Genomic DNA, 24,088 nt, shown 5'->3' on the forward strand with positions numbered 1-24,088 from the left:
AGTATAAGACATAGCCAAAGTATAAAAGCAGCAGGTGCGCGATGTGCCTGCTGCTTTTATACTTTAAAATGGGTTGGTAGCCCACACGCCAAGCTCCGGAATAAAGCCGCGGTCGTCCAGCTCCAGGGCTCCTTTAATGGCACGGGCAATTTCTTCACCGCGCAGCTTGTTGGGCTGTTCTTCGCGCTCCTGCCGGTCAGAGCGACCAAAGGCCGTGGTCACTTCGCTGGGGTTTATCAGCATTACACGCACGTTATACTTCCGCAGTTCGCGCAGCCAGCACTGCGTCATGCCCCGCAATGCAAATTTAGACGAGGCATACACCGTGCCGCCTTCGTAACCGTTAACCGCGGCCGAAGAACCAATGTTGATGATATTGCCATAGTTCTGCCTTTTAAAGATCTCGGCTGCCTGTGCGCCCATCATGGCGGCTCCGAACACATTTACCTCGTACACCCTCCTGAATTCCTCCAGCGATACTTCCTCCAGTCTGCCGTGCGTGCCAATGCCCGCGTTGTTGATGAGTACATCCAGGCGGCCAAACTCCTCCATAAACACGCTGTAGGTACGTTTTACATCTTCGGGATTGGCCACATCGGCGGTGATGGGCAAAGCCCCGATCTCGCGTGCGGCTTTGTGGGTACGCTCTTCGTCGCGGCCCGTAATGGCTACGTTGGCGCCGTGTGCAATTAAGAGTTCTGCTGTGGCGCGCCCAATGCCCAGGGTGCCACCCGTAATCAGGATGTTGGCGTTCTCGATCTTCATTTTACCGGAAGTATAAGTATTAGTTACTTGTAACGCGCAGTTAAACTGCAGGTTGTTCCGCGGGAAAATGAAGCATAATCTTAGCTCAGGGTATAGGCAGGCATTACCCAGCGGGTGCCGCTCAGCTTGCGCAATGTGCGGCGGTAGGAGGGCAGGGCCTCGTAGGCCAGCTTCGGAGCATGCATGCGCTGCGTGTTGATCAGCTCGATCCTGGGCACCAATTCCTGGTAAGGTGTGCCTTCATAATGCCGGAAAAATGCACGCAGCACGCCCCGGTATTCCTTAAAATTCCAGTAGTGGTAAATTTCGCTGGTGGCACTGTAAACCGGTTGCGATGAAGCGGCATCCAGGTGGTAAGAGAAGGCCAGCTGCTCGATGATGTGCTTCTGGTACAGTTCGTATAGTTTATCAGTTGTCTGCAGCACCTGCTCCATAAGCTGCTGTTCGCTGCATAAAAAGCCAAGCGCGCCGGCATTATACATCACGGTGTCGCGGCTGATGCCGGTGTTATGTGACCCTAGGAACGAATCCACTTTCCGGAACACGATATTTTTGCGTGTGGATATCCGGCCTTCTTCTTCGTGCATGACGTGCACACCCTGCTCGATCTTCTCAAACAGCTGATCGATGGGTTGGGTGATGACGGTATCGGTGTCGAGGTAGAGGGCGCTGCCTTTGTACTTGCTGATGAAATCACGGATGATCTCAATTTTGACGCGGTGCACAAAATCATACTTACCGCGCCATTGCTTTATCTGGACTTGCGTAAGCGGCTCGTAAACCACCGTCGGCGGCAGCCATTTTTCTAGCATGGCCTGGTTATCGGTATACACTACAAGGGTAAACGGGCTGTCGCCGTACACCCGCAGTAGCGAATAGATGGAGTAGATCAACTCGTGCAGGATGTCTTCGTTGCCGTAGGCCTGGTACAGGAGGTGTCGTTGCATGACGTATGTTCTGTGCTGTCTCAGCTATTATTTGCGGTTGTCGTCGCCCATGAGCATGCTGAGGTAGCTCTCGTAGCGGGTGAGTGAAATTTCGTTGTGACGCACGGCCTCTACCACGGCACAGCCAGGCTCGTTAAAGTGGGTGCAATTGTTGAAGCGACACTTGTTGAGGAGCTTTCGCATTTCCGGGAAGAAGTGGCCGAGCTCGTTTTTCGGGATATCTACAATGCCCAGTTCCTTGATCCCGGGCGTGTCGATAACAAAGGTTTCTGGGTCGATCTCGAACATCTCAGCAAAGGTGGTGGTGTGCACCCCTTTGTCAGAGAACCCGGAGATTTCGGAGGTTTTCAGTTCCAGGTCTGGCACGATCAGGTTGATGAGCGACGATTTGCCTACGCCGGAGTGGCCGGAAAGGAGCGTGGTTTTGCCGTGCAGCAGTTCTTTGATATCATCAATACCCTCGTTGTTGTGCGCCGAAACTGCCATGGTCTTGTAACCGATCTGCTCGTACATGTGGCTGATCTGCCGCTGGTATTCCTGCATCTGATCGTCATACAAATCTGTTTTGTTGTACACGATGATGGTGGGAATGTCGTACGCCTCGGCGGTTACCAGGAAGCGGTCGATGAAGCCGAAGGAGGTGCGCGGCGATACCAGCGTTACGATCAGCATGGCTTGGTCGAGGTTGGCAGCAATAATGTGGGTGTGCGCCGATTTGTGCGTAGACTGCCGGATAATGTAGTTCTCGCGCGTTTCGATATGATGGATCACGGCGGTATCTTCGCCGGTTGTTTCCACGTCAAACTCCACACGATCGCCAACGGCCAGCGGGTTACTCACTTTCATGCCCTTCAGCTTGAACTTGCCACGCAGGCGCGCCCGGTGCAGTTTGCCCTCTGTGTCGCGCACCAGGTACCACGATCCCGTAGATTTTACAACAATTCCCTTCATTGCTTTGGTTTTAGCAGGCGCTCGATGTCTTTCATGATGGTAGCAGTGGCGCCTGCCTGCTGTTGTACGTATTGCTTTTCTGATTCGGTTATACTTTGGCGAAGGCCTGGCGTGTTGTGTACTTTCTCAAAAGCCTGCAGCAGTTCTTCGGCATTGGTTACCGGAAAAGCACAGCCCAATTGCACCAGATCCTTTGCCTCCTGAAACTTCTCATACTTCGGTCCGAAAAAAAGTGGCAGGCCAAAAACGGCTGCCTCCAGCGTATTGTGCAGTCCCTTGCCGAAAGCCCCGCCAATGTAAGCGTAAGTGCCATAGCTGTACAGCGCTGAGAGCATGCCAATGTTATCGATCACCAGTACGTTATACTTTGCCACTTCTGCCTCACGGGCCTGTGAGAAACACACCGTTCCTTCGCCTAGCTGCTGCACAAGGGTGCTGATGCCGCTCTCGTGAATCTCGTGGGGGGCGATGATGAATTTTATACTTTTTTTATACTTGCTGATAAGCGGTAGCAGCACCTCCATATCAGCAGGCCAGCTGCTGCCGATCATGAACACTTGCTGCCCGGCCGAGAAAGCCTCTACCAGCGGAATTGATTTTATACTTGCCGCCGTCTGCAGCACCCGGTCGAAGCGGGTGTCGCCGGCTATACTTGTCTGCTTTATACTTATATTTTGCAGCAGCTCCAGGGAGCGCTGGTTCTGTGTGTAAATGTGTGTGAAATTCTGCAAGATGTTCCGGTAAAAACCACCATAAGGCTTAAAGAAAACCTGGTCTGGGCGGAAAATGGCTGAGATGGAGAGCACCGGTATACTTCGCTGCCGCAGCGTCTGCAGGTAATAGTGCCAGAATTCATACTTCACGAACACGGCCAGCTCCGGCTGCACGATCTTTATAAACATCTCTGCATTGCGCTGGCTGTCCAGGGGCAGGTAAAAGATGTAATCGGCGCCCGCGTAGTTTTTGCGCACTTCGTAGCCAGACGGAGAGAAGAAGGTAAGCAGGATTTTATACTTCGGGAATGCTTCGCGAAAGGCTTCCATCACTGGGCGCCCCTGCTCAAACTCACCCAGCGACGCGCAATGAAACCACACCACCGGCGCCTCGTTGCCTGCAAAAGCCTGCAGTAACCGCTCGAACTGCTGCCCGCGCCCCTGCCCCATCAGCCTGGCCTTTTGGTTAAACGGAGCAGCCAGGGCAATGGCTGCCTGGTAAGCGTTCAGTCCGATGTCGTAGAGTAACTTCAAATTTGTACTTGTAATGCGTTTAGCAAAAGACCTCACAGCGCGCGCAGCTCCTGCGAGCGTTTGTGCCAGCGGCCTTTGCAGTGCAAATATAAGGTATTGCTTTGTGCCTTGTGCAGCGTTGTTTCAAGAGCCGGTGTATTTGTCCCGGAGTCTGTTATTTTTGTTCAGAAGTATAGCATTACCGCACATCATCACTACTATGGAAAAAGCACAGCCAGGCGATTACCAGGAAATTACGGAAGTATGGGAAGCTTCCGTCAGAGCCACGCATCATTTCCTGAAGGAAGAAGATATTCTGTTCTTCAGGCCACTCATCCTGAACGATTACCTGAAAGCCGTAGACCTATATTGTGAGCGCGATGAAGCAGGTAGCATAGTTGGATTCCTAGGAGTAGCCGATGGCAAGATCGAGATGTTGTTCATTCATCCGGATAGCCGGGGTAAGGGCATCGGTAAAAAGCTGCTGCAGTTTGCCGTGGATACCCTGCATGCCACACTGGTAGACGTAAACGAGCAGAACACGCAGGCCGTGGATTTCTATAGGCACATGGGCTTTGTGGTGGAAGATCGCTCTGCACTCGACAGCATGGGCAAGCCTTACCCGATCCTGCACATGAAGTTACATACTTTGTAGTTATCGCCTGGTCTGGGTGCTGTAGCCGATACCCAGCCCGAACCACGGGATTACAGGTATAAAAGAGTTGGTGATTACTATTGGCTGTGCGTTGGCATGGTAAAAGAATCCTTTTCCTTTTTTAGGATAGTGCTTAAAACCAAGGTACAATGTAAGCGGAACAATGATGGATTGATCATTGGGGCCTAAACAATCATAGCATTCGTCGGAGCTGGTTTCGAAGTAATCTTTAGTAGTAACTGCACCAGCTAAGCCAAACTCGAATTTGTTATTCTTCTTCCCCAGGTTGCCACCCACGAACAAGGGCAGCGAAGGGTGCCACTCGTCGTTGAAATCGTTTATAGCACCGACACCTGCCCCATAATGTAAGCTCAGGTTTTTCTTGCTGTTCGGGTTGCGCTCATAAAGTATAGCCGGGCCCATTATGTTTTTGCCCAGTAACTCCAGGTAAACGGTGTTTCTGGTCTGTGCATTAGACAGTAACGCACAGCAACAGAAGGCGAACAGGAGAAACGCTTTTTTCATACCTGAATATAGTAACTTATAAGTATAAAAAGTACTTTTTATGTGAAGCTTGAAGGTGTTGGCTGTAGGTTGAAGTACAGTATGGTTTTTTGTTAGAGGGTTAACTGTGTTGCTTAATATGTTAGGGAAACCTTATCTGATGGCTTGCATACTTAGGCAAGTAGTTGAGAGAAAGTATGGCTGTTGAAGAACTTCGGGCTGAAGGTTTCAAAGATGTATGCTGATGGTGAATACTGCAATTAGTTACGTTTCTACTTCTATATTTGACAGGATGAACGTAGGCGGTTGCGTTTAGCCGCTAGTTGCCCTTCATTGTAATTATGAAAAAGATAGTTTTTAAATTTTGGAATGACATCTTAGATGAAGATTATGTCGAGGGAGTATGGGTTGAAACTGTGGATGAAGAAAAGGGGCATTATAAGATTGACAATATTCCCTTTTTTGTCACTAGCTATTCCGTTGGAGACATTGTGCAGGTGGAAAAAGAGTATGAAGAACTAGTTGTGAAAGACCTAGTGGAGCCATCAGAGAACTCTACTCTTAACATTAAATTCTCAAAGGGGGCAGACAAAGATGAAACTTTAGAAAAGCTTGTCTCTTACGGTTGCAATTATGAAAGTATGGAAAACTTAATATCGGGCTACTACTCTGTAAATGTTCCAGCATCTGTAAGTTACCAGCCTGTTTACAAGTTCTTAAAAGAATTAGAAATTAGAGAGCAACTTGGTTTCAGAGAAGCATGCCTTTGCCATAATAGAGAAGAACAGTAAAACATCATCGGGCAACACAATGCATACAAAACCCTCACTTCGTTTCGGGCTACGTATGCACGCGGCCGTTAAGCTCAGTTGATAATTATGAAAGAAATTCCAGAGATAATATTAGTGCCTGTTCCAGAGACTGATGAAGCAAAAACTGCTATCGGTTATCAATGGAATGATGAGGCTGGAACACGTCATAAACCTGGAGGGAGACCAAACGGATTAAGTATAGAGGAATACCCAAACTGCAAAGATTGTGAAGAAAGAATGTCTTTTTATGCTCAAATTGATTCTATAGGTGATGATTACGATCTAGCAGATTGTTGTGCTATACATGTCTTCGTTTGTTTTGACTGCTTTACAACAGAAAGTCAGTTGAACCAAATCTAATCAAACCAATAGCAAATGACATCAAATTCTCAGTTTCGGATAAGGAGGTTTAGCAATAATAAAAAAGAACAATAAAGCATAACAAGACCAATAGTGCATAAACGCACCATAGCAAATTCTGCCAACCAAAACTTCCGATCTATTGATGCAGCACAATGTACTCAGGTAAAAAGTTAAAGTGGTTCACGATTGTTGGTGCTATGCTCTGGATAGTTGCCGGGCTCCTGTTGTCATTGCGTCCTGCCGGCCATCCTCCTGACAGTTTCCGAAAAAGTGGGGACCTGATACCGGTGCTGGCCGTGGGCCTGGTACTGATTGGCGTTTCTACAAGCCTTAAAATGCTAGCCTTCAGAAAAGCAGGCGGGTGGTTATTTAAAACGGTCTGCCAGGCAGTGGTGCTCAGTAGCCTGTCTTATGCTTTGGGCGTGCTGATCCGGCACGTTTTTCTGCAGGCTACCGGATGGGAGCCATTCATGCCACTAGGCTTTTTAGCCTTCATCATTTCTTGGGCACTCTTAGGAGTGATTTCGCTCAAAAAAGGCTTTCTTTCTCGGGCTGCGGGTTTGCTAATGATCGCTTCCACCATCAGCCTGCTTACATTTAATGATCAATACAACCCGTACGGAGGTGTTGTGTTCGGCGTACTGACGCTCTTCATGATTCTGCTGCCTGAGCACAGCCAAAAACAATCCCCTGGATCAAACCTCGCCTGATAAAGCATTTCAAAACAGCAGCTTGACTATAATTGTATTCAACTGTAAAGCAAGCATGTATCTAAAGCAGCAAAGTATGCCGTTGCTTCTGAAACATCTGTTCCGTTATGTGCTATACTTACAGGAACGATTTAAAAATCGTAACTTACAATCATCCCTTAAATCAGCAAAATGAAATCATTACTTCAGTGGACTATTATCATCCCGGTATTAGCCTGGCTCTTATTTTTTTCCGGACTAGTTTATGATAGCAGTTTCTTTCAGATTGTAGCAAGCGCACTGCTCATCGGCAGCGTTATGTCGGCAGTGCACCACTCTGAGATAATTGCCGAGAGAGTTGGAGAGCCCTACGGTACCATTATCCTGGCTATCTCGATAACAGTTATTGAAGTTTCTATTATCATATCGTTGATGCTGTCAGAAGGACCGGAAGCCGCTTCATTGGCCCGCGATACGGTGTATGCGGCAACCATGCTTATACTTAACGGCATCATCGGGCTTAGCCTGCTAATTGGCGGGTTGAAACATTACGAGCAGAATTTTTCCGCCCCTTCCGTAACCATAGCCCTGATCTCACTCATCTCAATTGTCGTGTTTACACTGGTGTTCCCTACTTTCACCGAAAGTGTAAAGGGCTCTTATTACTCCATGCCCCAGCTTATTTTTGCCTCAATTGCCTGCCTGGTTATTTATTCTACTTTCCTGTTTGCGCAGACAAGGAGGTACCGGCAATATTTTCTTACTGTCGGGGACGATGAAAATGAAGAAACAGTAGTGCCTATCGCGATCAGTAACAGTATGTTTTTCTCCAGCCTTGTATTCCTTATTGTGAGCTTGGGCATTGTGGTGTTGCTGGCAAAAACCCTTTCACCTACCATCGAAAGCATTATCACCGGATACAGCCTGCCGAAATCGCTGGTGGGCGTTGTTATTGCCGCCATCATCTTATTACCAGAAGCAACAGCTGCCATCATCGCTGCCAGAAAAAACAGGCTCCAGACAAGTATAAATTTATCGCTGGGTTCTGCCCTCGCAAGTATCGGGCTCACCATACCCAGCGTGGCGGTGGTTTGTATCATGCTGGACATGCCCATTATTTTGGGGTTAGATATCAAATCTATAGTGCTGCTGGGCCTGTCGGTATTTACAGTAATGCTGTCGCTGAGCAGCGGCAAGTCTACTACTGTTTACGGGGTAGTGCTGCTGGTTAACTTGTTTGCTTTCATATTCCTGATGATATACCCTTGAGGGAAGCATAGTGCGGGCGCAGGAACATCGATCCAGACTTACTAAAGCATAGTAGTTGCGGATGATCAATTGTTCTTACACCTTCACTAAACGTGTATTTAGGCAAAACCAAAAAGCCCCGGCATATGCCGGGGCTTTTCTATAATTAAGCTCTAATGATGCTTAGTGTTTTGCAAGGTAGTTAGATACGCCTTCTTTTGTAGCTTGCATAGCTTCTTTACCTTCTTCCCAGTTGGCTGGGCAAACTTCACCTTTCTCTTCGAAGTACTGCAGCGCGTCAACAATGCGAAGCGCCTCGTCGATAGAACGGCCAAGTGGCAGGTCGTTTACAACCTGGTGGCGAACCACACCTTCTTTGTCGATCAGGAACAGACCACGGTAAGCAACAGGCTCGCCTACGAAAGTAACTTCGCCTTCTTCGTTGTAATCGTAGTGGCCAGCCAGAACGTCGTAGTTCTGCGCGATAGTCTTAGCAGCATCAGCTACCAATGGATATTCTACACCCTCGATACCGCCCTGGTTGCGAGGAGTGTTCAGCCATGCAAAGTGAGAGAAATGTGTATCGGTTGAGCAACCAACAACAGCTACGTTCTTACGCTCGAAGTCAGCGATTCTGTCCTGGAACGCGATGATCTCGGTAGGGCAAACGAATGTGAAGTCCATTGGGTAGAAGAAGAACACAACGTGCTGCTTGCCAATGTACTGCTCCAGAGAGAAGTTCTCTACGAACTCACCGTTTACCACTGCTGTAGCTTTGAAAGAAGGTGCTTTTTTACCTACTAATACTGCCATTTTCTATTGGTTTTAGTTTTAAATTAATCTATTTAGATACTCGTGAAATATTTATTTGTTTGTCAGGCTCTACTTTGTTGCCCGTTAGCTGCACCGAAAACCCTTTGATCTCGAAGTTCTCCAGATTTCTTTTGCTGAAGAATTCTGTCAGAAGCTCGTGCAGCTCTTCGTCTTCAAAATCGACGATCTCTTTGGTTTTGCTGCAGTAGATGTGGCTGTGCGTGATGGTGTTGGAATCGTACCGCTTGCCACCTTCTTCTGAGAGCACCCGCCGGATCAGGCCAGTCTCGGTAAACGTGTCCAGCGTTTTGTAAACCGTACCCAGCGATATACTTGGGTTTGCCGGCTTCAGGCGCTGGTATACATCTTCTGCCGTCGGGTGGTGCCCGTGCAGCTCCGTTACCGCTTCAAACACAACAATGCGCTGGTGTGTGGCTTTAAGGCCGCACGCTGTCAGGCGCTGTCGTAATTCGTCTCGGGTCAGGTTTTGCATAAATACTAGATAAGAATAATTCTTACCTGATAAAAGTTCCTGCAAAGATAGGGAGGAGAGTTAAAAGTTAAAAGTGAAGAGCTAAAAGTTGTTCGTGAGTGAGGGAACTTTTGGTGGGAAAGAGTCTGAAGGTTAGAAAGTTCAGTAGCTTTTATCAACTATAATAAGTGGTTATACATTGTATTTTACCGCTTTACTTTCATGAAAAGTAATCCAACCACCCCTGGCCCCTCCTTATCCAAGGAGGGGAGTCTGCTATTATTTTGGCTGACCAGCTGTTCTATAGTTATTGTTTATACTTATACTTATACTTATACCTATACTTTAAAGTAGGTAGCTTGCTACAAGCTAAGGAGCTGGAAAAGGCAGGTATAAGCTCCCCTCCTTAGACAAGGAGGGGCAGGGGTGGTTGGACCCGGAATAGTAGTGAAACTCAGAACTCAGAACTCGAGACTCAGAACTTTTTTACCGGCCCTTAAACTCCGGCTTGCGTTTCTCTACAAAAGCATTCATGCCTTCGGTCTGGTCTTCGGAGGCGAAGCAGAGATAGAAGTTCTTGCGCTCAAAGTATAAACCTTCGTCCAGCTGTGTTTCAAATGCTCTGTTTACAGATTCTTTAGCCAGCTTTGCCGCCACCGGCGACATCTGCGCTATCTCACCAGCCAGTTTAAAAGCTTCTTCTAAGTATAGCTCCACGGGCACTACGCGGTTGATCAGGCCGTGTTTTTCGGCTTCGTCGGCAGTCATAAACTTGCCTGTCAGTACCATTTCCATGGCTTTGGCTTTTCCGATGGCTTTGGTCAGGCGCTGCGTGCCGCCTGCTCCTGGCATTACGCCGATCTTAATTTCCGGCTGCCCGAACATGGCCGTCTCGGAAGCAATGATCATATCGCAGGTCATGGCCAGTTCGCAACCACCACCCAAAGCAAAACCTGAAACAGCCGCGATGATCGGCTTCTTGGTTTTGCGGATTTGGTCCCAGGTAGAGAACTGGTCGATGTTGAGCATGTCGATAGCCGTTTTGCCTGCCATCTGCTTAATATCGGCACCGGCGGCAAAAGCACGTTCGTTGCCTGTGATGATGATGGCACGTACTGCGTCGTCCTCGTCGAGTTGCTTTAGCGCATCGCGCAGTTCGCCCATCAGTTGCAGGTTCAGGGCGTTCAGTTCTTTCGGTCTGTTTAGTTGGATAAGGGCCACGTGCTGGCGGGCCTGAGGCGTTACAAGTATAAATTCCATAGTTTGTTCTGTCAGTTATTTAGAGCTTCAAGATACGGTTTTTAGCTAAACCATAAAAAAAGCCTGCTTCAGTGGAAGCAGGCTTGAGTTCTTCGGGTTTGCTTTCGCTAGATGGAGGTGGAGTTGGTGTTTTCCTGGTTTACCAGAAAGTTGTAGAAGTGCTGCATCTGCTGATGGCTTTTCTGAACTGTCGGGTTCATCAGGTCCTGTGGGGGAATCTCGCCTTCCGGAGATTTCTGTTTTGGCGTCTTCAGCATAGCGCCTGATAACAACAATGAGAACAGTACTACAAATTTGAAAACGAATTGTCTGTTTACCTTTTCAGGAGTTTGCATAGCTTAAGGTTGAAAAGTTGCACAAATGGCACGGGGCTTTTATACGTCTGTCAAATATTAAAGATTTGAATATAAGAAAGAACTAATATAGAATTACCTGCAAAATTACGGTATAAAGTTTAGATTCCTAGCGCTATCTGCTAACAAATTGTAAAGTATTGCGTGTGCGCTGTTCCAGAAGGATCTGCTTGTCTGTCATTATCTTAGTTATACTGTCGTTATCGTAGTTTTTGATCGTGAACAGCTTTAAACTGGTATTATAATGTATGTTGAACTGGTCCTGCAACGTTGCAATAAGTTTATGCAGGCGCTCCTCATTATAATCGGTGCATATCGAAAAAGAGATGGCTGAATTCTGCATCAGGTTTATTTTAAAGCGCAACTCCGACAGCGCATTGAAGATCGTGCCCAGGTTCTTTTCCGAAATAAATGTAAAGTCTTTGGCACTGAAAGATACCAGGCACTGATTCTCTTTTATGATATAAGCAGGTGCTATCTTTTCATGTTTGCAGTCGCAGATCCGGGTGCCCTCGCCGGCAGGGTTTAGAAAAGACTTCACATAGAGCGGTATCTTCTTATTGGCCAGCGGCTTTATGGTTTTCGGATGTATAACAGAGGCGCCGTAATACGCCATTTCCACGGTTTCCTGGTAAGATATTTCCGGGTACCTCACCGTATCAGCAAAGTATTTCGGGTCAGCGTTCAGCAGGCCTTCCACATCCTTCCAGATGTACATACCCTCTGCATCGAGGCAATAAGCAATAACAGCGGCGCTAAAATCCGAGCCTTCGCGGCCGAGGGTGGTGGTCAGGCCGTTGTTGGTGCCTCCTAAAAAGCCCTGGGTTACGACCAGTTGCTCTTCCAGCAGGGCAGGCAGGTCGCGCTTGATAACACGCTCCGACCAGACCCAGTCTACCTTTGCCTCACGCCAGGTGGTATCCGTCTGAATGTACTTGCGGCTGTCGAGCCATACATTGCAGAGGCCCTCTGCCTGCAGAAAGTGGTGCAGGATAACAGAAGAAAACAGCTCTCCGTAACACACGATCTGGTCGTATAGCTTGTCGTAATTGCTCTTACGGTTGAGGTGCTCCAGATCGTTCTGCAGCATGGTGAACAAGTGCGCCAGACGCTCGTATACAGGGTGCTCTTTGTCGGGAAATAGCTCCGTTACTACCTCCTGGTGATACCCGAGACACTGTTGTAAAGCCGTTTCATAGGATTGATTGTGGTAGGCCTTGTCAAACACCTGCTCCAGCGCATTGGTGGTTTTGCCCATAGCCGATACCACTACCAGCAGTTGCCGTTCACCGCCGTAGGTTTTTACGATGTGGGCCAGGTTCCGGAACGAACCGGCATCCCGAACAGAGGCACCTCCAAACTTGTATACTTTCATCCTTTGTTAGCTCTTATTCCGTAAAATTAGGTATGAATCGTAGTATATTTTATAAAAATGATATTTTTGTGGCTACACCTTTAATTTAACCCTTTACATCACTACATTATTATGGACGACAAACTTGCCTTACCTGTAGGCACCACGCTCGACAGGTTTATCATGAAAAAACAAGCAGATTTCCCTTATGCAACAGGGGAACTGTCGCAGCTACTGCGTGACATCGGGCTGGCAGCCAAAATCGTGAACCGCGAAATCAACCGTGCCGGTCTGCTGGATGTGACCGGTGCTTACGGACAGCAAAATGTTCAGGGCGAGGAACAACAAAAGCTTGACGTAATTGCCAACATCCGCTTTATCCGGGCGCTGCGTAACGGCGGTGAGGTATGCGCCATCATCTCGGAAGAGGAGGATGAGATCATCCACACAGGCAACAACAAAGGCAAGTACATTGTGGCGATCGACCCGCTGGACGGCTCTTCCAACATCGACGTAAACGTATCGATCGGCACCATCTTCTCGATCTACAGAAGAATTTCTGACAGCGGTTGCGAAGGCTCTACCGAGGACTGCCTGCAGGACGGAACACGCCAGGTAGCGGCAGGTTACATCATTTATGGTTCTTCAACCATGCTGGTGTATACAACAGGGCATGGCGTTAACGGCTTCACGTACGAGCCGTCGTTGGGTGAGTTCTTCCTTTCGCACCCTAACATCAAATCTCCTAAAACCGGTAACGTTTACTCCTGCAATGAGGGCAGCGTCAACAGTTTCCCGGAGGGTATCAAGAATTACCTTAATTACTGCAAAGAGAACGGGTACTCAGCCCGCTACATCGGTTCGCTGGTAGCAGACTTCCACCGCAACCTGCTTAAAGGCGGTATCTACATCTATCCGCCTACTGCCAAGGCACCTAATGGCAAGCTGCGCCTGATGTATGAGTGCAACGCGCTGGCCTTTATAGTGGAGCAGGCAGGCGGTAAGGCAACCGACGGCACACGTCGCATCCTCGAAATCCAGCCTACAGACCTGCACCAGCGTTGCCCGCTTATTATCGGCTCTACGGAGATGGTAGACAAGGTAGCAGAGTTCATGAAATCTGAAGTGAAAGCTGAGGAAGCAGTTAAAGTATAGGTTATACTCTAACCAAAAAAGAAAAAGGCAGAAAGACTCACTTTCTGCCTTTTTCTTTTTCCGCAATACTGTTCTGAACAGTAGTTATATTTTGTTCAAGTATAGCAGGCTGATGATTACCGCCGGCTGTATTTCAGGCGTATCTGCGCTTTTTGCAGTTCCCGTTTTATGATCAGGCGAGCGATGTTTTCGGCTATTTCCTCTTCCGAGGAGGCAGCCATGGCAAGCTTCACATCCTGCTCGTTTACATCAATGCGGTAGAGTATGTGCAGCAGACGGTTGAGATCGGTGCGGAGCAGGTGGCCTACAACGGAGGCTATCCTGCGGAAAACTTCTTCTTCGGATGCGTAAGGTATTTCATCTGTTTCAAATAGTTTTTGCAGCTGGCTGCTTGCGCTGGCAAGTAGGGCAGGGGTGTGTTCCATACTTCAGGAGGTGCATAACCAAAAACAAGGCCCTCCCGAAAGAGAGGGCCTTGTTTTTGGTTATGCTTGTTCTTCTTTTCCTTCTTTTGTCTCTGATTCAGCGTTTGCCTCGGCGGCCTCTGCTGTAAAACCAACGTGCTTGCTTACGATGCCGTACCAGCTTACGAGTTTCTTCATGTCCGAAATGTAAACACGCTCCTCGTCATACTCAGGAAGTATATCTTCCATAAAGGATCTGTAGTCTGCGTCACTTGGTTTTTCGTTCAGCGGAAGGTCGTTGCCATACTTCTGGTGAATGCGGTCGAACACTTCCGCCAGCGGGATGGTGCTTTCCTCGTCGGTAGTATAGATTGATATCTCATCCAGCAACGACATACGGTGGCGTGCCTGAGCTACCAGACGCGAAGGCTTATCAGCAAGGCTTTCTACAATTACACCGGTACGGGTTGGCTTTACTACGCGGTAAAGGCCATTCATGCCAGCAATGGCAGCAACTTGTCTTAAATCAATAGGCATAATAAGGGATAAAACTGTTGGTTATAGTTTAAATGCGATCGGCAAACTGGCAACAGTGCTGAAGCCAGGACCGGGCGCTTTGAATTTAATAAGTTTTGCAACGCGCATAGCCTCTTCACCGGTACCCCCTCCCACATTCTTCAAAATCTTAAAGCCGCTGGTGGAGCCGTCTTCGTTCAGCGTGAAGCTGATGATGCACTCGCCCTGCATGCGGTTGCGCTTGGCAAGCACCGGGTATTTTAGCTCTTTGGCAATAAAAGCGTACATGGCCTCTTTGCCACCCGGGTAGTATTCCGCTACCGGAATTACTTTTTCAGGTACCCAAACCTTTTTTTCTTCGGTAGCTGCCGCAGATTTGGTGGTTGCCGTTTGCGCAGATGCTGTGATCGCTGCAAAGGCAAATAAAAGAAACAAAAATGAGATTTTGGTTTTCATAAGGGTTAACATTTAAAATTCATCTTCACTTGGGCTTCCTGCACGGTATTTAAATGTACCTGTGTCCGGTCTACTGCTTCTCGACCTGCTCGTTGATCTCCTGTATAAAGTTCAGGAGTTCGTCCCGGCCGACCCTTTCTGCCGACGAGGTTCTAAACATGCGAGGCAACTCATCCCAAGTTTCCTGCAGTTTACGGGTGTAGACAGCGATGGTTGAGTCGGTCTTGGCAGCAGACTGTTTATCGGTTTTGGTAAAAACAAGCACAAACGGCACTCCCATGGTTCCCAGCTTATTTATAAACTCCAGGTCGGCCTTCAATGGTTCGTGGCGCGAGTCGATCAGCACAAAAACGCAAGTCAGGTTTTCGCGCTTCTGAAAGTAATAATTAATCATTTTGCGCCAGCTCTCCCGCGACTCTTTGCCCACCTTGGCATACCCATAGCCCGGCAAGTCTACCAGGTACCACTCGTTGTTGATAAGGAAGTGGTTGATAAGCTGGGTTTTGCCCGGGGAGGCAGACGTTTTTGCCAGATTCTTTTGCTCGGTCAGCATGTTGATGAGCGACGACTTGCCTACATTGGAACGTCCGATGAAAGCATACTCCGGTTTATCAGGTACCGGGCATTCTTCCACGCGGGTGTTGCTCATCAGAAATTTTGCTTCTTTTATAACCATGCTGTTCGTAAATTATCAGGTAACGCCGGAGGCTTGCCGGCAATAGTAAACCGTAAAGGATATACTATGCCAAAGTTACCACATATTTTGCAAACATAAGATATAAACTGCCTGCCGGTGCCGGTAGCCACCTGTATAACGATTGAAGCTGCGGTGCATTATAAAAGTATAAAAATTACTTCCCGGGAGCTTGCTGCAGGTTCTGCTGTAAGGCTTTCAAAACCGAATCAAGTTTCTGTCGTTGGTTAAATTGAAAGGTGGGCGTTCCCGAAAAAGTATAGTTTCGGGCATAAATATATTTGCAAGAAAAACATGAAGATTTTATAGTATGATATATTATTTTTAATATATTTGTCGTTCTTACCTTTGTGCCGCTTACGGCAATTTTATACTTGTTTTGTTTCGCTCGGGATAGGCAGAGGAGCACTGGATAGCGAAAAGGATTTTGGTGTTGCAGCAGGCAACACAGTTACAGAGTTACATAAAGTATAAGTAAATTAACATATACTGTTTTTGATATTACTCGTATAGAAGCAAAATCTTCTCGTAGGAGCAGCCAAGGCACTTTTGCCAAAGCAACTTCAAGTCATTTTTTCAGTTCTTTTTCTATTAACAAACTAAAAAGTATAACAAACTCCTTTACAACATGAATCATTTAGCCAAATCGTTTTCACGGTTTACACTGGTGTTGGCTGTGGCATGCTTGTTAGCCGGCTCTGCTTCGGCACAAAGCACCAGAAAGCTACTGCGAAGTGGAAACAAATTCTTCGACAGAGAAAATTACAGGGCCGCTATCCCTTTTTATGAGCAGGTTTTAGCTAACGAACCCGACAACGCCAAGGCACTTTACTTTGCCGGTATCAGCTACATGACTTTCGATAAGGAGAAAGCTGCAGACTACCTGTACCGCGCTCAGGCCCTGAAGCCAAATGTGGATCGCGAAATCGAGTACTGGCTGGGACGTGTAGACCACATCAACTATCGTTTCGAGGATGCCATCAAGCACTACCAGGCTTACCAGCCAAACATCCGTAAGCGCGATGAGGTACGCAAGGAGGAAGTAGCCATGCTCATCCAGCACAGCCGCAACGCCATGCGCGAGGTATCTAATCCAAAAGACGTTTTCGTGAAGAACCTGGGTGGTACTGTAAACACAGCCTACTCAGAGCACAGCCCGGTTATCTCTTCTGACGATAACTACCTGCTGTTCACGTCGCGCAGTGCAGCTGCCTCAGGTGGCAAAGAAGCACGCGACGGCGAGTACTACGAAGATATTTTTGAGACCAGAAGAGTTGGTACGGATGAGTGGGAGCAGCCGCATTCCATTGCAGGCTCTCTGAGCAGCAGCGGCCACGACGCTTCTATCCAGTTGTTCGACAACGATACCAAGATGTTATTGTACCGTTCAGAAAACAACGGTGATATCATGTATTCAGAGCGTGGCGCTGACGGCAAGTGGGGCCCGGCCAAGAGCATTGGTAAGAACATCAACACCAATGGCTTTGAGTCTGATGCCTACATTACGCCAGACGGGCAGACACTTTTCTTCTCAACAAGCAACTTCTCTGAAGAAGGTGACCTGGATATTTATGTATCAAAGCGCCAGGCAAACGGCGAGTGGGGTGCACCGAAAAGCATCGGCAACACCATCAACTCAAAGTATGACGATGACAGCCCATATCTGGCCAGCAACGGTACTTTATACTTTGCTTCAAGAGGCCATAACACCATGGGTGGTTACGACATCTTTGCTGCCAAGTATGACTCTGTTGCCAGAAGATGGAGCCGCCCGGTTAACATGGGTTCTCCTGTAAACACACCTGACGACGATACTTACTACCGCCTGAGCCCGGATGGAAGCTATGCTTACCTGTCTTCTTACCGCATCGGTGGTTACGGTGAAAAGGATATCTACACTATTAACTACATCCGTCCTACACGCGTGGTAGGTCAGGTGTTCTCTAAATCTGACAGCTCTTCCGTACTGCAGGGCATCGAGCTGGTGTTCAACTCGCAGCAAGCGGATAAACGCCCGATCTCTTACAGCGACGTTACCAAGCCAGATTCAGGTAACTACGAAGTAAGCATCCTGTCCGGTCGTATGTACCAGGTGCAGGTTTCTAAAGACGGAAAGCAACTTGAAATGCAGGAGTTCGACGTGCCAATGGTACTCAACGATACGACAGTGATCACCAAGAACTTCTACATCGATTTCGTTGATTCAACTGCTGCCGGCCGTCGTATTGCTGAGATCAAGCCAATCTACTACGATACAGACAAGTATGACCTGCGTCCGGAGTCTGTGCGTGAATTGGATAACATTGTGAAGTACCTGAAAGCAAACCCTGGCGTTAACATCGCTATCGAAGGCCACTGCGACTCCCGTGCAAGCGACGAGTACAACATGACTCTTGGCGAGAACCGCGCCGATGCAGCATTCGATTACCTGGTGAAGCAAGGTATTTCTCCTAAGCGCATGATCACAGAAAGCTATGGCGAGCGTCGTCCGGCTGTGCCGAACACGTCTGCTGAGAACATGCAGCTGAACAGAAGAACTGAGTTCAGAGTGGTTCAAAGACCAGACGCAACCAAAACAAACACGCCAAACCAATAAGCCGGAAAGCGGTTTTACCGCAACAAAGCACAAGACAAAAAGAGGCTGAGCCCACGCTCAGCCTCTTTTTTTATATTTCAGAACATAATAAGTGCTTTATAGTTTAAGGAACAGTATTTTTGCTGACGTTTACCTTATCTTTAGCCAATGGCCGTAGTACCTTACAAAGACCAGAGCGGAGACAAGAAATCGCAGGTAGCCCAGATGTTCAATAACATTGCCGGCAAGTATGATTTCCTGAACCACTTCCTGAGCGCTGGCATAGACATTATCTGGCGTCGAAAAGCCATCAGCCTGTTAAAGGCAGCCCAACCGAAACTGATGCTGGATGTAGCCACCGGCACCGGCGATTTTGCCATTGAGGCACTGAGCCTGCAGCCAGACAAAATCATCGGGGTAGATATCTCGGAAGGTATGCTGGCAGTTGGCCGCGAAAAGATGGCAAAGAAGGGCCTGACGCATAAAATAGAGCTGCAGTACGGCGACTCGGAGAACCTGCCTTTCGGAGACAATACTTTTGATGCCATTACCGTAGCCTTCGGCGTGCGCAACTTCGAGAACCTGGAAAAAGGCCTTGCCGAAATGTACCGGGTACTGAAACCGGGCGGCACCGCCGTGGTGCTGGAGTTTTCGAACCCGCGCAGCTTCCCGATGAAACAATTGTACCATTTTTATTCAAGTAACATACTACCGATGATAGGTAAGTTCGTTTCTAAGGACAATGCTGCGTATACGTACCTGCCCGAGTCGGTGCAGGCTTTCCCGGATGGGCAGGCATTTCTTAACATCTATGAAAAGGTTGGATTTAAATCAACAAAATGGCATTCACTCACATTTGGCATAAGCTCCATCTACACAGGAAGAAAGTAACACTTTTGGGTTTGTTTGCCCTGCTGCTTTTTGGCAGCGAGGCAGCCATGGCTCAGAAAAAAATTGCACAGCAAAACAAACCCGGCTACGACGACAAAAAGGTACACTACGGTTTTTACCTGGCAGCCCCGCTTACAAAGTATGAGATAGAGCACTCGGAAAGTTATGTCAACCAGCTGAACGATGGTAATGCGATGACCGTAAATGCGAAGCTCAAGCCTGGCTTTTATACTGGCTTGGTGCTTAACGTAGGGCTGGCGCAGTACCTGGATTTCAGGTTTGTGCCGGGAGTAGGCTTCTATGGCCGTACCATTGAGTTTGACAACGCCATAGCAGATCCAGCTACAGGAGAAAGGTCTAGTGATGAGGTTACCATCAGCTCCACCATGGTAGAGTTGCCGTTTCTGTTAAAGTATAAAGCAAAGCGCCGTGGCAACTTCCGGATGTACCTGGTAGGTGGCGTGAAGCCGGGTATGGACCTTGGCAGCCGCAAGGATACGTCTACCGGAGAAAAAATCCATACCGAGAAGTATGATGTTGCACTGGAGTATGGCTTTGGTGTAGACATCTTTTACCCATACTTTAAATTTGCTCCGGAGATCCGGTTTTCTCACGGACTGGTAAACCAGCACAAGCCAGTTACTACCGGCGATTACCCGGATTACAGCCAGAGCATACAGCGCATGACAAACCACAACGTATCGTTCATCCTTTTCTTTGAATAAGCAGATGCCTAAGATTGCTCTTGTAACCGGGGTTACCTCCGGTATTGGCCGGGCCACCGCCATTGCCCTTGCTAAGTATGGCTATCACATCATCGGCACCGGACGCAGAGCCGATCGCCTGGAAACGCTGAAGCAGGAAATTACAGAAGTGCCTGTGTTTACGCTGCAGTTCGATGTGCGTGATAAAGAGGCGGTGCAGCAGGCTTTGACAAACCTGCCGGAGGAGTGGCAGAACATAGAGGTGTTGGTAAACAACGCCGGCAATGCCCACGGACTGGCCCCGATCCACAACGGTGCTGTAGAAGACTGGGATGCCATGCTCGACATAAACGTGAAAGGCTTGCTTTATGTAACCAACGCCGTGCTTCCGCTGATGCAGGAGCGAAAGAAAGGCCATATCATCAACATTGGTTCTATTGCAGGTAAAGAAGTGTATGCCAATGGCAACGTGTACTGTGCATCTAAATTTGCAGTAGACGCTATTTCCAAGGCCATGCGCATCGACCTGATACAGGAAGGTATCAAAGTATCGGAAGTAAACCCCGGCTTGGTAGAAACGGAATTTTCTGAGGTACGTTTTAAGGGCGATACAGAGCGTGCCGCTACGGTGTACCAGGGCTATGAGCCGCTGAGGGCAGAGGATATCGCAGACCTAATCGCGTTTATTGTTAGCAGGCCGGCACATGTGAACCTGGCTGAGGTGCTGGTACTACCTGCAGCACAGGCTTCCGCTACCATCGTGCATAAACAGCTTTAGAAGCAATATAAGTAAACGAAGCTTTTTAGCTAACAAAGCAGCCTGCTGAACCCAAGTGGCCAGCAGGCTGCTTTGTTTTTATAACCTGCAAGTATAAGGTAAACGCCGATTCAGTTTAATCGAGGTAGTAGCGTAACAGCCAGCCGGTGCCATCGAATATGGTGGCTGCTGGCTTATCATTTGCTTTTGTAGAAGTATACTTATCGAGCTGGTAGGTATTGCGGTAACTGGAGTCTTCGATGTAAATACTTTTGCCTAAGCGGCTTTCCTGGGCATGTACCGCATAACTATCGTCGCCTGCCCCTCCATACAGGCTGATCTTTATTTTAGGCTTTCTGTTACCGTTTACATGTAACACGTCATCCCCATCCAGGCCGTACAAGTCCAACTTCTTTGTTTCTGATTCCAGAAAAGTCCGGTCGTATAAAAGCTGCTGCCGGTCGCCTTTCTTTGATAGTTCATACACCTGCACGCGTACCCGCTCTTCCGGCAGCACCTCCACCAGAAAGCTTTCCTGTTTGTCGGTGCCTACTATGTTCACTTCACGGGCCAGGGCTTTGTAGTACTTCCGGGCAGTTGCACGAAGGTCGTCGCGGCGTGACTCCAGGCGATTGATGATAGGCCGGGCAGTGAGTTTATAGATGGTATCTGGCAAGGCTCTGAGAGAGCTTTCAATTATCTGATCGGTCAGTTCCGATCTTATGCTATCTGCAATCTCTTCCCAGTCCTGCAGCGTAAGTTCGGCCAGCAGCAGCTCGTCCAGGTTTCTGCCGCTCTTGTTAAGAGACTCCACGTTGTGTATCTCTGAGCGGAAGGTTTGGAATTGCTCCTTCAGCTTGGTTCGCATGAAGAGCCAGGGTATGATGGCATCGTTTAACCTGTAGTAGATGTTATCGCGGTCGCGGGGAACGGCTCTGTAAACGGTAGTGCTGTCGCCTTCGAACTCTGCCCACCGCCAGTTGCCTTCGTGCCGGCTCCAGTCGCCGAGCAGCATGTCAAACAGGCGCGAGCGCAAAAAGAAACGTGCATCGACCTTGCTGTTGTTGCTGAGCAGGCGGTGCTCCAGCATACTCTTGGTGCTCTTTACATCCTGGGCGTAACCAAAACGGGCCACATCGGTTTGCTCCCCATCCGGGCGGCGCTCCAGCATGGCCATTACCCCTCCAAAGGTATCCATGTACTTACCCAGCCGTGGGTCGTGCGGGATGTACACCAGCTCGGGCTCGACACTGTAAATACCGATCGCATCGGCCATAGCAGGAACCGTAAGGCTGGCGTAGGGGTGCGTGGCAGAGGTTGCATCGCGTGCAATGTTGGCAATATAACTTTTCTGCATCCACTGAGGCATCACGCTGGCGGGCTCCTTGTCTACGGAGCGTAACACGTATTCCCGGCCTTTTTTATCTTCAAGCCGCAGGTTTAGTGTCTGTCTGCTGCCGCCTTGCTGCGTGGGGGTAAGCCCTCCCTTTTCTTTGCCGATGTCCAGCACCCGTACTTCAACCGGAGTAGTCCAGGCTTTGCGGTAGTGCTCGCCGTAAAAGAAGCGGTGCAATCTGCTGCGTCCGTAATGTGCCCCGGCTGCTATCCTGATCGTACTGTCGCTGTAGTCGGGGATGGTGGTGCTGATCTGGGCGGGAGGGGGTACCTGTTGTACGGTATGGCTGAAGCGTTCGCTGCAACCCAGGCAGATAACCACCAGGAAGATGAATAACAAAGCACGCTTACCCATATAAAATTCTATACCTGTAGGTTTGCGCTTGCAGGTATAGGATAAAGGCTTTTCTGTGGAGTGTGGAAGCATGGTTAAAAACCTTCTCTGTCGAAGGCGTGTACCCGAACATCGTGGGTGCGTTTGTCTTTGGTTTCGCGGTCACCCTCAAGCTCAGTGCCACGCTTGGTGTCGTATACATAGGTGCTCTTGCGGCCTTGTTTTACACGTGAAGTATCTTTTATCTCGTCTTCGCCCAGGCCCCCAACAATCACTACCTTTATACCTTTGTTTACTTCTCCTTCAACCTTGAACTTGTCGTCGCCTGCCAGGCCGTGCAGCGTTATCAGTTCTGTTTCGGAGTGCTTGAATACCCGGTGGTATATCTGCTTTTTGTCTGAATCGCGGGTTATGGTTACAGCTGTCTCTTCATCGTTCAGGCGTTTTACCTCAAAATCTTCGTCCTCGTCTGTGCCAGCTACTAGTGCTTCCTTGGCCAGATGCTTGTAAAATTCCTGTGCAGCCTTATCCAGGTTGTCCCGGCGATTTTTCAGCATGCGTATGGTTTTCTCACCTACCAGTTGGTAAGCTGCCTGTGGGTATTGGCGCACCGCGCGCTCGATTACTTCGTCTGTCAGGGCTTGCTGCAATTCCTTAGCCAGTTCCTGAAATTCTTCTGCCGTCACCTCGTTCAGAGCACGTTCGTCAATAAACTTTGAGTTGATCATCAGCGCGTATACATCTTCGTACTCGTCGTCGAAAGACTCAAATTTACGGATGGCCCAGTTGCGGCTGAACAGCCACGGGATCAGCCCATCCTCGAACTTGTAAAAGGAGTTGTCGCGGTCTTTGGGAATAGGGCGGTAAATGGTTTCGTCGTCTTCTTTGTATTCGATCCAGTCCCACTGCCCTTCGTGCCGGTCCCAGTCGTTTATGAAAAGATCAAAGAGACGGGCCTTGGCAAAAGCTTTCTGGTCGATGAAGTGGCTGTTTTTCCCGAAGCGGTTATTCAGCATTTTCTCAGAGCCGACTATGTCTTTTGCGTTACCCATTTCCGGGGTTATACTTTTGTCGTTCGTATACTTTTCCTCAATCAGGAAGACTTTATCGCTGAAGAGTTTCTGGTGCTCATCAAATGAATTATCGGAAGGATGCACGTACACCAGTTTGGGGTTAGAATGCGGGATTGCCGCTGCCTCTGCCATAGGAGGTATAATGAAGGCGCCATAGGGGTTAATGGCAGAAGTCTGATCCCGTATGATGTTGGCAACGAAGGTCTTTCTCCAGATTTTAGGAAGCACTTCAACCGGATCTTTGTCCAGGGAACGCAGTGCGTAAGAGAAGCCGTTTTTGTCGACTAAGGTGAGGCTGGTGGTCTGGAATCCGCCTCCCAGCTTTTCGATCTCAAGGCCTCCTTTTTCTTTTTCGATATCGAGAACAGGCACTGTAACGGGGGCAGTCCACAACGCCCGGTTGTGCCAGCCCCAGAACAGGTTATGAAAGCCGCTGCGCTTGTAATGTTTGCCAGCTTGTATGGTAACGCTATCAACAGAAGCAGGAGCCTCTTTTAGTTGTTGGTAAACAGCAGGATCAGCCACGGGGGTTTTAGCAAAAAAGTTTTTGCGGGCGCACCCGAACGAAAGGGTCGTGAGGAAAACAAGCAACGCTTGCCTGTAATATCTTTTCATAAGATGTGGATGGAACAATTTATGAGTGTATCTAACGTAAAACAGGTATAATGTTTTCATGTGAGCGTCTGCAACCTCAATGGCAAGTGGGATTGAAACCATGGCAG

The 24,088-nt window shown here is 48.5% G+C and carries 26 protein-coding genes; 10 read left to right on the plus strand and 16 right to left on the minus strand.

Translation table 11 applies throughout. The annotated features are described in order from the left end of the window. Positions 1 to 63 precede the first annotated feature (63 nt). From MJ611_RS18300 to MJ611_RS18315, 4 genes are all read right to left on the minus strand, one after another. A complete protein-coding gene (locus tag MJ611_RS18300) occupies positions 64 to 765 on the minus strand; it encodes an SDR family oxidoreductase (protein WP_250431889.1) in 702 nt (233 codons plus the stop codon). Positions 766 to 845: 80 nt separating this feature from the next. Continuing rightward, positions 846 to 1,712 carry a hypothetical protein gene (locus tag MJ611_RS18305; RefSeq protein WP_250431890.1) on the minus strand — a complete coding sequence of 289 codons (867 nt, stop codon included), beginning with the start codon at positions 1,710 to 1,712 and terminating at the stop codon, positions 846 to 848. 27 nt (positions 1,713 to 1,739) lie between these two features. Beyond that, positions 1,740 to 2,663 (minus strand): ribosome small subunit-dependent GTPase A, encoded by a 924-nt coding sequence (gene rsgA, locus MJ611_RS18310; RefSeq protein ID WP_250431891.1) that lies wholly within the window; start codon positions 2,661 to 2,663, stop codon positions 1,740 to 1,742. Next, positions 2,660 to 3,910 carry a 3-deoxy-D-manno-octulosonic acid transferase gene (locus MJ611_RS18315; RefSeq protein WP_250431892.1) on the minus strand — a complete coding sequence of 417 codons (1,251 nt, stop codon included), beginning with the start codon at positions 3,908 to 3,910 and terminating at the stop codon, positions 2,660 to 2,662. Before MJ611_RS18315 ends, rsgA begins: the two co-directional genes overlap by 4 nt. Before the next feature lie 199 nt (positions 3,911 to 4,109). Between MJ611_RS18315 and MJ611_RS18320 the strand changes: the two genes are divergently transcribed. Further along, a complete protein-coding gene (locus MJ611_RS18320) occupies positions 4,110 to 4,544 on the plus strand; it encodes a GNAT family N-acetyltransferase (protein ID WP_250431893.1) in 435 nt (144 codons plus the stop codon). Here MJ611_RS18320 and MJ611_RS18325 read toward each other — a convergent pair whose 3' ends face one another. Then, positions 4,545 to 5,069: a hypothetical protein gene (locus tag MJ611_RS18325; protein ID WP_250431894.1), complete on the minus strand. Its 525-nt coding sequence runs from the start codon at positions 5,067 to 5,069 to the stop codon at positions 4,545 to 4,547. It lies immediately after the preceding gene. Positions 5,070 to 5,389: 320 nt separating this feature from the next. Here MJ611_RS18325 and MJ611_RS18330 point away from each other — a divergent pair, with 320 nt between their 5' ends. The 4 genes from MJ611_RS18330 (at position 5,390) to MJ611_RS18345 (ending at position 8,181) form a co-directional block, all read left to right on the plus strand. Further along, positions 5,390 to 5,839 carry a DUF4265 domain-containing protein gene (locus tag MJ611_RS18330; protein WP_250431895.1) on the plus strand — a complete coding sequence of 150 codons (450 nt, stop codon included), beginning with the start codon at positions 5,390 to 5,392 and terminating at the stop codon, positions 5,837 to 5,839. Between the two features lie 87 nt (positions 5,840 to 5,926). Continuing rightward, complete coding sequence (locus MJ611_RS18335) at positions 5,927 to 6,220, plus strand: hypothetical protein (RefSeq protein WP_250431896.1); 294 nt, start codon at positions 5,927 to 5,929, stop codon at positions 6,218 to 6,220. 155 nt (positions 6,221 to 6,375) lie between these two features. Then, positions 6,376 to 6,933: a hypothetical protein gene (locus MJ611_RS18340; RefSeq protein WP_250431897.1), complete on the plus strand. Its 558-nt coding sequence runs from the start codon at positions 6,376 to 6,378 to the stop codon at positions 6,931 to 6,933. A gap of 171 nt (positions 6,934 to 7,104) precedes the next feature. Further along, positions 7,105 to 8,181: a calcium:proton antiporter gene (locus MJ611_RS18345; protein WP_250431898.1), complete on the plus strand. Its 1,077-nt coding sequence runs from the start codon at positions 7,105 to 7,107 to the stop codon at positions 8,179 to 8,181. A gap of 162 nt (positions 8,182 to 8,343) precedes the next feature. On the opposite strand, the gene MJ611_RS18350 is transcribed toward MJ611_RS18345, so the two are convergent. The 5 genes from MJ611_RS18350 to MJ611_RS18370 form a co-directional block, all read right to left on the minus strand. Next, positions 8,344 to 8,973 carry a peroxiredoxin gene (locus MJ611_RS18350; RefSeq protein ID WP_250431899.1) on the minus strand — a complete coding sequence of 210 codons (630 nt, stop codon included), beginning with the start codon at positions 8,971 to 8,973 and terminating at the stop codon, positions 8,344 to 8,346. A 28-nt stretch (positions 8,974 to 9,001) separates the two neighbouring features. Continuing rightward, positions 9,002 to 9,466: a Fur family transcriptional regulator gene (locus tag MJ611_RS18355; protein ID WP_250431900.1), complete on the minus strand. Its 465-nt coding sequence runs from the start codon at positions 9,464 to 9,466 to the stop codon at positions 9,002 to 9,004. A 465-nt stretch (positions 9,467 to 9,931) separates the two neighbouring features. After that, positions 9,932 to 10,705, minus strand: coding sequence for an enoyl-CoA hydratase-related protein (locus tag MJ611_RS18360; protein WP_250431901.1), 774 nt, complete (start codon positions 10,703 to 10,705; stop codon positions 9,932 to 9,934). A 107-nt stretch (positions 10,706 to 10,812) separates the two neighbouring features. Continuing rightward, complete coding sequence (locus MJ611_RS18365; RefSeq protein WP_250431902.1) at positions 10,813 to 11,040, minus strand: hypothetical protein; 228 nt, start codon at positions 11,038 to 11,040, stop codon at positions 10,813 to 10,815. 133 nt (positions 11,041 to 11,173) lie between these two features. Next, positions 11,174 to 12,433, minus strand: coding sequence for an aspartate kinase (locus MJ611_RS18370; protein ID WP_250431903.1), 1,260 nt, complete (start codon positions 12,431 to 12,433; stop codon positions 11,174 to 11,176). Between the two features lie 111 nt (positions 12,434 to 12,544). Here MJ611_RS18370 and fbp point away from each other — a divergent pair, with 111 nt between their 5' ends. Beyond that, positions 12,545 to 13,567 (plus strand): class 1 fructose-bisphosphatase, encoded by a 1,023-nt coding sequence (fbp, locus tag MJ611_RS18375; protein ID WP_250431904.1) that lies wholly within the window; start codon positions 12,545 to 12,547, stop codon positions 13,565 to 13,567. Positions 13,568 to 13,683: 116 nt separating this feature from the next. Here the strand turns inward: fbp and MJ611_RS18380 are convergent, their stop codons facing one another. From MJ611_RS18380 to yihA, 4 genes are all read right to left on the minus strand, one after another. Beyond that, positions 13,684 to 13,992: a hypothetical protein gene (locus MJ611_RS18380; RefSeq protein WP_250431905.1), complete on the minus strand. Its 309-nt coding sequence runs from the start codon at positions 13,990 to 13,992 to the stop codon at positions 13,684 to 13,686. 60 nt (positions 13,993 to 14,052) lie between these two features. Next, positions 14,053 to 14,508 (minus strand): DUF5606 family protein, encoded by a 456-nt coding sequence (locus tag MJ611_RS18385; RefSeq protein ID WP_250431906.1) that lies wholly within the window; start codon positions 14,506 to 14,508, stop codon positions 14,053 to 14,055. Positions 14,509 to 14,529: 21 nt separating this feature from the next. Continuing rightward, entirely contained in the window at positions 14,530 to 14,943 is a 414-nt protein-coding gene (locus tag MJ611_RS18390) for an energy transducer TonB (RefSeq protein WP_250431907.1), read from the minus strand. A 70-nt stretch (positions 14,944 to 15,013) separates the two neighbouring features. Further along, positions 15,014 to 15,619, minus strand: coding sequence for a ribosome biogenesis GTP-binding protein YihA/YsxC (gene yihA, locus MJ611_RS18395; RefSeq protein ID WP_250431908.1), 606 nt, complete (start codon positions 15,617 to 15,619; stop codon positions 15,014 to 15,016). 646 nt (positions 15,620 to 16,265) lie between these two features. Between yihA and MJ611_RS18400 the strand changes: the two genes are divergently transcribed. The 4 genes from MJ611_RS18400 to MJ611_RS18415 all read left to right on the plus strand — a co-directional run bounded on the left by MJ611_RS18400 (position 16,266) and on the right by MJ611_RS18415 (position 20,585). After that, complete coding sequence (locus MJ611_RS18400; RefSeq protein WP_250431909.1) at positions 16,266 to 18,233, plus strand: OmpA family protein; 1,968 nt, start codon at positions 16,266 to 16,268, stop codon at positions 18,231 to 18,233. Positions 18,234 to 18,380: 147 nt separating this feature from the next. After that, positions 18,381 to 19,103: a bifunctional demethylmenaquinone methyltransferase/2-methoxy-6-polyprenyl-1,4-benzoquinol methylase UbiE gene (gene ubiE / locus MJ611_RS18405; RefSeq protein WP_250431910.1), complete on the plus strand. Its 723-nt coding sequence runs from the start codon at positions 18,381 to 18,383 to the stop codon at positions 19,101 to 19,103. Next, the gene (gene porT / locus MJ611_RS18410; protein ID WP_449580848.1) at positions 19,052 to 19,828 is read left to right on the plus strand and encodes a type IX secretion/gliding motility protein PorT/SprT; all 777 of its coding nucleotides are present in this window, start codon (positions 19,052 to 19,054) and stop codon (positions 19,826 to 19,828) included. Before ubiE ends, porT begins: the two co-directional genes overlap by 52 nt. Positions 19,829 to 19,832: 4 nt before the next feature. After that, on the plus strand, positions 19,833 to 20,585 hold the full coding sequence (locus tag MJ611_RS18415) for an SDR family NAD(P)-dependent oxidoreductase (protein ID WP_250431912.1): 753 nt from the start codon (positions 19,833 to 19,835) through the stop codon (positions 20,583 to 20,585). 115 nt (positions 20,586 to 20,700) lie between these two features. Here the strand turns inward: MJ611_RS18415 and MJ611_RS18420 are convergent, their stop codons facing one another. Both MJ611_RS18420 and MJ611_RS18425 read right to left on the minus strand, forming a co-directional pair. Further along, positions 20,701 to 22,386 (minus strand): hypothetical protein, encoded by a 1,686-nt coding sequence (locus MJ611_RS18420; protein ID WP_250431913.1) that lies wholly within the window; start codon positions 22,384 to 22,386, stop codon positions 20,701 to 20,703. 2 nt (positions 22,387 to 22,388) lie between these two features. After that, a complete protein-coding gene (locus MJ611_RS18425) occupies positions 22,389 to 23,981 on the minus strand; it encodes a hypothetical protein (RefSeq protein ID WP_250431914.1) in 1,593 nt (530 codons plus the stop codon). Between the last annotated feature and the right edge of the window lie 107 nt (positions 23,982 to 24,088).

The sequence above is a fragment of the Pontibacter ruber genome (assembly GCF_023630205.1).
Classification (GTDB): domain Bacteria; phylum Bacteroidota; class Bacteroidia; order Cytophagales; family Hymenobacteraceae; genus Pontibacter; species Pontibacter ruber.